Origin of the sequence: Nonomuraea sp. NPDC047529 (assembly GCF_040642995.1) — a bacterium.
Taxonomy (GTDB): domain Bacteria; phylum Actinomycetota; class Actinomycetes; order Streptosporangiales; family Streptosporangiaceae; genus Nonomuraea.
The window spans coordinates 37,970-46,828 of sequence record NZ_JBEYTJ010000062.1; the positions used below are offsets into that span (position 1 = coordinate 37,970).

General features: G+C 72.8%; 9 protein-coding genes. 8 read left to right on the top strand and 1 reads right to left on the bottom strand.

Annotated features, from left to right (window positions below; genetic code table 11):
* Window positions 1-40: 40 nt before the first annotated feature.
* A complete protein-coding gene (locus ABZ815_RS49415) occupies window positions 41-472 on the bottom strand; it encodes a peptidase inhibitor family I36 protein (protein ID WP_357709519.1) in 432 nt (143 codons plus the stop codon).
* 128 nt (window positions 473-600) lie between these two features.
* Here ABZ815_RS49415 and ABZ815_RS49420 point away from each other — a divergent pair, with 128 nt between their 5' ends.
* The 8 genes from ABZ815_RS49420 to ABZ815_RS49455 all read left to right on the top strand — a co-directional run bounded on the left by ABZ815_RS49420 (window position 601) and on the right by ABZ815_RS49455 (window position 8,844).
* Window positions 601-1,086, top strand: a complete 486-nt coding sequence (locus ABZ815_RS49420) for a MarR family winged helix-turn-helix transcriptional regulator (RefSeq protein WP_357709522.1) — start codon at window positions 601-603, stop codon at window positions 1,084-1,086.
* Window positions 1,087-1,165: 79 nt separating this feature from the next.
* Entirely contained in the window at window positions 1,166-2,605 is a 1,440-nt protein-coding gene (locus tag ABZ815_RS49425) for an MFS transporter (RefSeq protein ID WP_357709525.1), read from the top strand.
* A gap of 30 nt (window positions 2,606-2,635) precedes the next feature.
* Complete coding sequence (locus ABZ815_RS49430; RefSeq protein ID WP_357709528.1) at window positions 2,636-3,115, top strand: TIGR03618 family F420-dependent PPOX class oxidoreductase; 480 nt, start codon at window positions 2,636-2,638, stop codon at window positions 3,113-3,115.
* A 69-nt stretch (window positions 3,116-3,184) separates the two neighbouring features.
* Window positions 3,185-4,492 (top strand): hypothetical protein, encoded by a 1,308-nt coding sequence (locus ABZ815_RS49435; protein ID WP_357709531.1) that lies wholly within the window; start codon window positions 3,185-3,187, stop codon window positions 4,490-4,492.
* A 55-nt stretch (window positions 4,493-4,547) separates the two neighbouring features.
* Window positions 4,548-5,630 carry a dihydrodipicolinate reductase gene (locus tag ABZ815_RS49440; protein ID WP_357709534.1) on the top strand — a complete coding sequence of 361 codons (1,083 nt, stop codon included), beginning with the start codon at window positions 4,548-4,550 and terminating at the stop codon, window positions 5,628-5,630.
* Window positions 5,627-6,163, top strand: a complete 537-nt coding sequence (locus tag ABZ815_RS49445) for a carboxymuconolactone decarboxylase family protein (RefSeq protein WP_357709537.1) — start codon at window positions 5,627-5,629, stop codon at window positions 6,161-6,163. Before ABZ815_RS49440 ends, ABZ815_RS49445 begins: the two co-directional genes overlap by 4 nt.
* A gap of 1 nt (window position 6,164) precedes the next feature.
* Complete coding sequence (locus ABZ815_RS49450) at window positions 6,165-7,763, top strand: GMC oxidoreductase (RefSeq protein ID WP_357709540.1); 1,599 nt, start codon at window positions 6,165-6,167, stop codon at window positions 7,761-7,763.
* Window positions 7,764-7,860: 97 nt separating this feature from the next.
* Window positions 7,861-8,844: an alpha/beta hydrolase gene (locus tag ABZ815_RS49455; protein ID WP_357709543.1), complete on the top strand. Its 984-nt coding sequence runs from the start codon at window positions 7,861-7,863 to the stop codon at window positions 8,842-8,844.
* Window positions 8,845-8,859: the final 15 nt, after the last annotated feature.

The window sequence follows — 8,859 nt, forward strand, 5'->3', positions numbered from 1 at the left end:
CCACCGCCGAATCGGCGGGGCCGGCCGGAGGGTTCGAAGGTCAGCCGTGGGAGTCGACGGTCGCGGCGCGCTTGATGGTCAGCTCGTCGCCGCCGATGGAGCAGGCGGGGCCGTTGGGGCCGCCGAAGCGGACGGAGTCGAAGAAGTCGCGGAAGGTGCTGTAGAAGTTGCCCTTGCCGCGCGGGCCGGTGACGGCCGAGCAGCCGCCGTAGTCGGACTCGGAGTAGAGATGGATGAGCGTGTCGGTGCGGTTCCAGTCGGACTTGGCGCGATCGCCCATGCCCAGGGCGGCCAGGCTGGCCGTGCTCGCCTGGAGCTGGACGATGTCCCCGGTGCCGTCGAGGCCGGAGAAGAGGCAGTAGTTGCCTTCCTGGCAGCGGTCGTACCCTGTCGCCGCCTGGGCGGGGGACGCCACTGCGGCCAGGGCGGCCACGGCGATCGGTAATGCCAGAACGTGAAACTTCTTGCCCACCATACCTCCATGGACGAAACTTTCCTTCTGTCCGAACATACATAGTGAGATCAACTTGCGCTAGACCGTCAGGGCGGACGTTCTTCAGCGGATAATCCGCTACGGGATGACTTGATAGCCTCGATGACATGACTTCGATGGCGCCCGCCCGCACCGAGCACGACCTGTCGTTCCTGCTCGACCACACCAGCCACGTCCTGCGCACCCGGATGGCGGCGGCCCTGGCCGAGCTCGGGCTGACCGCGCGCATGCACTGCGTGCTCGTGCACGCCCTGGAGGAGGAGCGCACGCAGATCCAGCTCGCCGAGATCGGCGACATGGACAAGACCACGATGGTGGTGACCGTCGACGCCCTGGAGAAGGCCGGACTGGCCGAGCGGCGCCCGTCGAGCACCGACCGGCGGGCCCGGATCATCGCCGTGACCGAGAAGGGCGCACAGGTGGCGCGGCGCAGCCAGGAGATCGTGGACGGCGTGCACACCGCGGCCCTCGGCTCGATCCCCGACCAGGAGCGGGAGGTGCTGGTACGCGCCCTGAACCGGCTGGTCACCGGCCACCTGGAGACCCCGGTCGAGGCCCCGCAGCCGGTCCGGCGGGCCAGGGCGCGCGGCTAAATAGTTCCGTCGCATATCGTCTGCAACGGAACTATCTGCTACGGTCTCTCTTGTTGCACCCCTTGAACAGGAGACGACCATGTCCCTCACCTCCCGGCACACCGCCTTGGCCGTGCTGTCGACGTCCGCCCTGATGACCATCCTCGACGGCAGCATCGTCACCGTGGCCATGCCCGCCATCCAGCGCGACCTGGGGTTCTCCCCCGCCGGGCTGAGCTGGGTCGTCAACGCGTACCTGCTCGCGTTCGGCGGGCTGCTGCTGCTCGCCGGCCGGCTCGGCGACCTCGTGGGCCGCAGGACGTTGTTCCTGGCCGGGAACGCGGTGTTCACCGGCGCGTCCCTGCTGGCCGGCGCGGCGGGCAGCGAGGGCATGCTGATCGCCGCCCGCTTCCTGCAGGGCGTCGGCAGCGCGATGGCCTCGGCCGTCGTGCTCGGCATCCTGGTGACCCTGTTCACCGAGCCGCGCGAACGGGCCAGGGCGATCGCGGTCTTCAGCTTCACCGGCGCGGCCGGCGCGTCGATCGGGCAGGTGCTCGGCGGCGTGCTCACCGACGCGCTGAGCTGGCACTGGATCTTCTTCATCAACCTGCCGATCGGGCTGGCGACGATCGCACTGGCGCTGCGCGCCCTGCCCGCCGACCGCGGCCTCGGCCTCGCGCGGGGCGCCGACGTGGCCGGCGCGCTGCTGGTCACCTCGGGCCTGATGCTGGGCATCTACACCGTGGTCAAGGTCGAGGAACACGGATGGCTCTCCGCGCACACCCTGGCGTTCGGCGCGGTCTCGCTGGCCCTGCTCGCCGGTTTCTTCCTGCGTCAGGCCACCGCGCGCACGCCGCTGATGCCGCTGCGCGTGCTGCGTTCCCGTAACGTCGCCGGGGCGAACGTCGTGCAGATGCTCGCGCTGTCGGCGATGTTCGCCTTCCAGATCATCGTCGCGCTCTACATGCAGAAGGTCCTCGGGTACGGCGCCCTCGGCACCGGCCTGGCGATGCTCCCGGCGGCGGTGGCGATCGGCGGCGTGTCGCTGTTCGTGTCGGCGCGGCTGAGCGCCCGCTTCGGCACGCCCGCCGTGCTGCTGGCCGGGCTGGTGCTGCTGCTGGCCGCGATGGCCTGGCTCACGCGGGTGCCGGTGCACGCCGACTACGTCACCGATCTGCTGCCGGTCATGGTGCTGATCGCGGGTGGCGGGCTGGCGCTGCCGGCGCTGACCGCGCTCGGCATGTCGGCCGCCCGCGCGGACGACGCCGGCCTGGCCTCCGGGGTGTTCAACACCACCCAGCAGATCGGCATGGCGCTGGGCGTGGCCGTCCTGACCACCCTGGCGGCCTCCCGTACGCAGGAGCTGCGGGCCGGCGGGGCGGCCGAGGCCGCGGCGCTGACCGGCGGTTACCATCTGGCCTTCGCCACCTCGGCCGGGCTGCTCGCCGCGGCCGTCGTGGTCGCCCTGACCGTCCTGCGCCGGCCCCGGTCCGCCGCGCCCGCCGAGGCGCCCCGGACCGAGCAGCCGGCCGCCCTCTGACACCCCTTCCACGAAACGGAGCTGATCATCATGACCGAGCGCACCTACGGCCCCGGACAGGGCCCTGGCGCCCGCCCTCTCACCGAGGACGAACTCCTGCACATCCTCGCCCGCCAGCCCTTCGGCGTGCTGGCCACGCTCAAGCGCGACGGCCGTCCGCACCTGGCCTCGATGGCCCTGCGCTGGGACGCCGCCGAACGCGTCCTGCGCATCTCCTCGGCCGAGGGCCGCGTCAAGGTGCGCCACCTGCTCGCCGACCCGCGGGCGTCGGTGCACCTCCAGGGCGACAGCGTGCTGTCGTACGCCGTCGCGGAAGGGCGCGCGGAGATCTCCGAGCCGTCGCTCACGCCGGGCGACGCGGCCGGACGCGAGCTGCTGGAGATGGCCGGCGGCTTCCCCGACCCGGCGGACGAGGCCGCCTTCCTGGAGGAGATGACCAAGGGCCGCCGCCTGGTCATCAGGATCCGGGTGGACCACCTGTACGGCATCGCCCTGGACGCCGCCACCTGACCGGCGGCGGGTTGCCGGGGAACCGGCGGCACGACAAGGATGGCATGATCGACAAGGGGGTGTCGTCGTATGCGGTTCCCGAACCGTCCGCTGGCGGTGATGCTGGCCGGGGCGCTGACCGCCTGCTCCGCGCCCGGTCCCGCCCCCGCGCCGAGCCCCGTCGCCGTGCCGGTGACCACGGCCGTGCCCACCCCCGTCCCGTCCGTGGCGGTCGCGACCCGGCCGCCGGTCGTGCGGCCCGAGCGCGGCGACTGCTCGGGGGCGAGCGCCCGTGACTTCGACGGCGACGGCGGCGACGACGTCGCCCTCGGCTACCTGGGCACCACCGGCCGGGTGCACGTGCTGTCGGCGGGCAAGGTCATCCACGTCCCCACCCCGCCGGGCAACAGGATGAAGGGCTTCGGCTGGTCGGTGACCATGGCCCACGTCAACGGCGACCGCTGCGCCGACCTCGTCGTCGGCACCCGTACGCTCACCGTGGCGGGCCGGAGGGGGGCGGGCGGGGTCTACGTCCTGTACGGCGGAGCCGCCGCCCCGCCGCGCAAGCTCGTCTCGCCGCTGCCGCAGGAGGACGCGGCCTTCGGCGAGGCCGTCGCCGCCTACGGCGACCTGGTCGCGATAGGCGCGCCGCGGGAGCGGCCGGGAGGCGCGGTCTACCTGTTCAGGAAGGGCGTGTTCGTCCGGCGGATCACCCAGGAGACGCCCGGCGTGCCCGGCGCCTCCGAGGTCGCCGACCGTTTCGGCGACCGCCTCGCCCTCGGCCCGCTCGCCGGCGGCGGGGTGGGCCTCGTGATCGGCGCCACCGAGGAGCGCCGGGACGGCCCCGGCCGCCAGGACGCCGTCGACCGGGACGACCCGCCTCCCGGCGCGGTCACCGTGGTGCGCGACGTGACGGCTCCCCGGCTCAGCGGGACCCGGCTCCGGCCGCCACGGGACGACGACGGCAAGCCCTGCGGGGGCTTCGGCGAGAGCATGGTGTACGTCCCGCGCACCGGGCCGGCCGTGTACTCGCCGCGATGCGGCCGGCTGCGGTTCTACGACCTCCGTCTCAGGACCCTCCGCACGGTGACGGCCCTGCGGGAGCCGTGGGACGTGGACCTGGCCGCCTCCGCCGACGGACGGGTGGCGGCCCTGGGCGGCGACTACGACGACCCCACCCTGCTGCTGCTGTCCCCGAAGGACCGGTCCGGCGACCGCCGGCTCACGGGAGACCACCTCGCCGACGCGACGCACAGGGGGATCGCGTTCAGCGGGAGCCGCGTCGTGGTGACGATGGAGGGGAACGCCGACGTGGCCCTCATCGATCCCGCCACGGGGAAGGCCGAGCTGCTCAAGACCGCCACAGGAGACCTCTTCATCAAGGCCGTCACAGGCTGACGGCCCCCGGCGAGGGGCCCTGTACACCAAACCAAGCGCTTGCTACGCTCCGCCCATGACGTCCACCGTGGTGTGGGGTACCGGCAACGTCGGCCGCGCCGCCATCAGGGCCGTGGAGGCCCATCCCGACCTCAGTCTCGCCGCCGTCCTCGTGCACTCCCCCGGCAAGGTCGGCCGCGACGCCGGGGAGCTCGCCGGTCTCGGCCGCGACCTCGGCGTCACCGCCACGGACGACGTCGCCGCCGTCCTGGCCGCCCGCCCGCGCGCCGTCGTGTACGCCGCCTCCGGCGACCTGCGTCCCGACGACGCCCTGGCCGACGTCGTACGGGCGATCCGGGCCGGCGCCGTCGTCGTCACGCCCTCCCTGTACGCCCTCTACGACCACCGTGGCGCCCCGCCCGAGCTGCGGGAACAGGTGCTGGCCGCCGTCGCGGAGGGCGGCGGCTCCCTGTTCGCCTCCGGCATCGACCCCGGCTGGGGCAACGACCTGCTTCCCCTGCTGCTCAGCGGCCTCGGCTCGGTCGTGGACGTGATCCGCTGCCAGGAGATCTTCGACTACTCCGGCTACGACCGCCCGGACGCGGTCCGGTACATGGTCGGCATGGGCGAGCCGATGGAGTACGAGCCGCCGATGATCGCGCCCACGGTCCCGTCGATGGTGTGGGGCGGCCAGGTACGGCTGATGGCGCGGGCCCTCGGCGTCACCCTGGAGGAGATCCGCGAGGTCGTGGAGCGGCGCCCGCTCGACCGTACGGTCACCACCGCCCGCATGGGCGTGTTCGAGGCCGGCACCCAGGGCGCGGTGCGGTTCGAGGTGCAGGGCGTCGTGGAGGGTGAGCCGCGCATCGTGATCGAGCACGTCACCCGCATCCACCCCTCCTGCGCCCCCGACTGGCCGCTCCCGCCGGACGGCGGCGACGGCGCCCACCGGGTGATCGTCGAGGGCAGCCCGCGCATCGAGGTCACGATCGAGGCCACCGACGAGGGCGGCAACCGCTCGGCGGGCGGGAACGCCACCGCGGCCGGCCGGCTGGTGAACGCCGTCGACTGGCTCGCCGCCGCCCCGCCCGGTCTGTACGACGCGCTCGACGTCCCGTTGCGCCCCGCGTCCGGCCGGCTCGGAAGGAAGAACCCGTGATCGTCGACGTTCCCGGCGGCAAGGATCCGATCGCCTACGTCTGGGGCGAGATGGTCCCCGGCATCGGCACCGCCGCCTCGAAGTTCTCCATGGCCGTCTACGCCCACACCACGCTGGGCCTGCGCGAGTTCGAGGCGGCCCGGCTGCGCATCGCGCAGATCAACGGATGCGTCTTCTGCCTCGACTGGCGCACCGAGCGCGACGGCGTCAAGGTCGAGGACGGCTTCGCCGACGCGGTCGCCGGCTGGCGGACCACCGGCGCCTTCGACGCGCGCACCCGGCTCGCCGCCGAGTACGCCGAGCGGTACGCCCTGGACCACCACGGGCTCGACGAGGAGTTCTGGTCCCGGATGACCGAGCACTACAGCGAGAAGGAGATCGTGGAACTGAGCATGAGCATCGGTTCCTGGTGGGCCTTCGGCCGGCTCAACCACGTGCTGGGCCTCGACACGGCCTGCATGCTGACCGGCGGCCCGTCCCCCTCCGTCAGACCGACCGAGTCTCCGTCCAGCCGACCGAGCGAGGGCCCGTGACATGAACCCCAGCCGCCGCACCTTCATCGCCGGAACCGCCTCCCTCCTGGGCGCCGCCGCCCTGCCCGGCCGCGCCGCCGCCGCTGCCGTCGCCGCCGGCCCGATCGCGGACGGCGCCCGCGTCCCCGCCCTGGTGATCGGCACCGGGTACGGCGGCTCGGTGGCCGCACTGCGCCTGGCCCAGGCGGGCGTCGAGGTGCACATGATCGAGATGGGCATGGCCTGGGACACGCCCGGCCCGGACGGCAAGATCTTCTGCAACACGCGCGAGCCCGACTACCGCTCGTACTGGCTGCGTACCAGGACCAAGGCGCCGCTCAACTACTTCCTCGGCTTCCCCATCGACCGGGACATCCCTCGCTACACCGGCATCCTGGACGCCGAGGAGTTCGCCGGCATCACGGTCTACCAGGGCCGCGGCGTCGGCGGCGGATCGCTGGTCAACGGCGGCATGGCCGTCACGCCCAAACGGGAGAACTTCGCCTCGGTGCTGCCGTCGGTCGACGCCGACGAGATGTACGGCGTCTACTACCCGCGCGCCAACTCCGGCCTCGGCGTCGGCCTGGTGGACCCGGCCTGGTTCGACACCACCGCGTGCTACCAGTACGCCCGCGTCGGCCGCAAGCACGCCCAGCGCTCCGGCTTCCCGTTCACCTTCGTGCCCGACGTGTACGACTGGGACTACATGAAGCAGGAGGCGGCCGGCACGGCCCCCCAGTCGGCGCTGGCCGGCGAGATCCTGTACGGCAACAACCACGGCAAGAAGTCCCTGCAGAAGACCTACCTCGCGCGGGCGGGCGCGACCGGCAAGGTGACGATCTCGCCGCTGCACCGGGTCACCTCGGTCGCCCCGGCGGCGGGCGGCGGCTACACCGTCCGGATCGACCAGCTCGCCACCGACGGCTCGGTCACCGCCGCCAAGACCGTCACAGCCGCCCGGGTCTTCTTCGCCGCGGGCAGCGTCGGCACCAGCAAGCTGCTGGTCAGGCTGAAGGCCACCGGCGCGCTGCCCGGCCTGAACGACGAGGTCGGCAAGGGCTGGGGCGACAACGGCAACGTGATGTGCGGCCGGGCCAACCACCTGTGGGACCCGACCGGCAAGCTGCAGTCGGCCATCCCGTGCGCGGGCATCGACAACTGGACGGCCGGGGGCGCGTTCGCCGAGGTGGCGCCGCTGCCGACCGGGATCGAGACGTACGCCTCGTTCTACCTGTCGATCACCAACACCCCGCACCGGGCGCAGTTCTCCTGGAACGCCGCGACCGGCAAGGTGGACCTGAGCTGGCAGACCGCCTGGAAGCAGACGTCCATCGACATGGCGAAGACGATCTTCGACAAGATCAACTCCAAGGAGGGGACGATCTACCGCACCGACCTGTTCGGCGTGTACAAGATCTGGGGCGACCACCTCACCTACCACCCGCTCGGCGGCGCGGTGCTGAACCGGGCCACCGACAACTACGGCCGCCTGGCCGGACACCCCGGCCTGTACGTCATCGACGGTTCGCTGATCCCCGGCAACACCACGGTGAACCCGTTCGTCACCATCACGGCGCTGGCCGAGCGGAACATCGAGAAGATCATCGCCACCGACCTTTAGCGCAGGGTTTGCCGAAACGGCAACGGAGTTGGCGGGCCGCGGCACGGGCCGCGCATGATCCTGGTGACAGACCAGGACACACGTGCGTGGAGGAACGATGTCACAGCCCACCCCGGTCGCCGAGGGCGTCCACCGCCTGGCGCCCTCCCCCGCCGGCCGCGTCCATCTCGTGGAGGCGGGGCAGGGGCCGCTGGTGCTGCTGGTGCACGGTTTCCCCGAGTCCTGGTACTCCTGGCGGCACCAGCTCCCGGCGCTGGCCGCCGCCGGGTACCGGGCGGTGGCGGTGGACGTGCGCGGCTACGGCCGCTCGTCCAAGCCGGCGGACGTGGCCGCGTACCGGATGACCGAGCTGGTCGAGGACGGCGTGGCGGTGGTGCGGGCGCTGGGCGAGCGGACCGCGGTGATCGTCGGCCACGACTGGGGCGCCTCGATCGCGGCCCACAGCGCCCTGCTGCGGCCGGACGTCTTCCGCGCGGTCGCCATGCTCAGCGTGCCGTACACGCCGCGCGGCGGGCCGCGTCCCACCGAGGTGTTCGCCGCCATGGGCGGGACGGACGAGTTCTACGTCAGCTACTTCCAGACACCCGGCCGGGCCGAGGCCGAGATCGAGCCGGACGTCCGGGGCTGGCTGGCGGGCACGTACGCGGCCCTGTCCGCCGGGACCATGCCGGGCCCGGACGCGCCCCACCCGCTGTTCGTGGCCCCGGGCGGCAGGATGCGCGACCGGTTCCCGGCGGACGGCACGCTGCCCGGCTGGCTGAGCGAGGCCGACCTCGACTTCTACGCCGCCGAGTTCGAGCGCACCGGCCTGACCGGCGCGCTCAACCGCTACCGCAACATGGACCGCGACTGGGCCGACCTCGCGCCCCACGACGGCGCGCCCGTCACCCAGCCCTCGCTGTTCGTCGGCGGCGCCGACGACGCCACCACCCGATGGCTCTCCGCCGCGATCGACGCCTTCCCCGCCACCCTGCCGGGCCTGGTCTCCTCCCGTCTCCTGGACGACTGCGGCCACTGGGTCCAGCAGGAGCGGCCCGCCGAGGTCAACGCCATCCTCCTCGACTGGCTCGCCCGGCTCTGACGCGGACACCGCGGG

Coding starts and splice junctions, on each gene's coding strand:
- ABZ815_RS49420 (WP_357709522.1), top strand. CDS start 601: ATGACTTCGATGGCGCCCGCCCGCACCGAGCACGACCTGTCGTTCCTG.
- ABZ815_RS49425 (WP_357709525.1), top strand. CDS start 1,166: ATGTCCCTCACCTCCCGGCACACCGCCTTGGCCGTGCTGTCGACGTCC.
- ABZ815_RS49430 (WP_357709528.1), top strand. CDS start 2,636: ATGACCGAGCGCACCTACGGCCCCGGACAGGGCCCTGGCGCCCGCCCT.
- ABZ815_RS49435 (WP_357709531.1), top strand. CDS start 3,185: ATGCGGTTCCCGAACCGTCCGCTGGCGGTGATGCTGGCCGGGGCGCTG.
- ABZ815_RS49440 (WP_357709534.1), top strand. CDS start 4,548: ATGACGTCCACCGTGGTGTGGGGTACCGGCAACGTCGGCCGCGCCGCC.
- ABZ815_RS49450 (WP_357709540.1), top strand. CDS start 6,165: ATGAACCCCAGCCGCCGCACCTTCATCGCCGGAACCGCCTCCCTCCTG.
- ABZ815_RS49455 (WP_357709543.1), top strand. CDS start 7,861: ATGTCACAGCCCACCCCGGTCGCCGAGGGCGTCCACCGCCTGGCGCCC.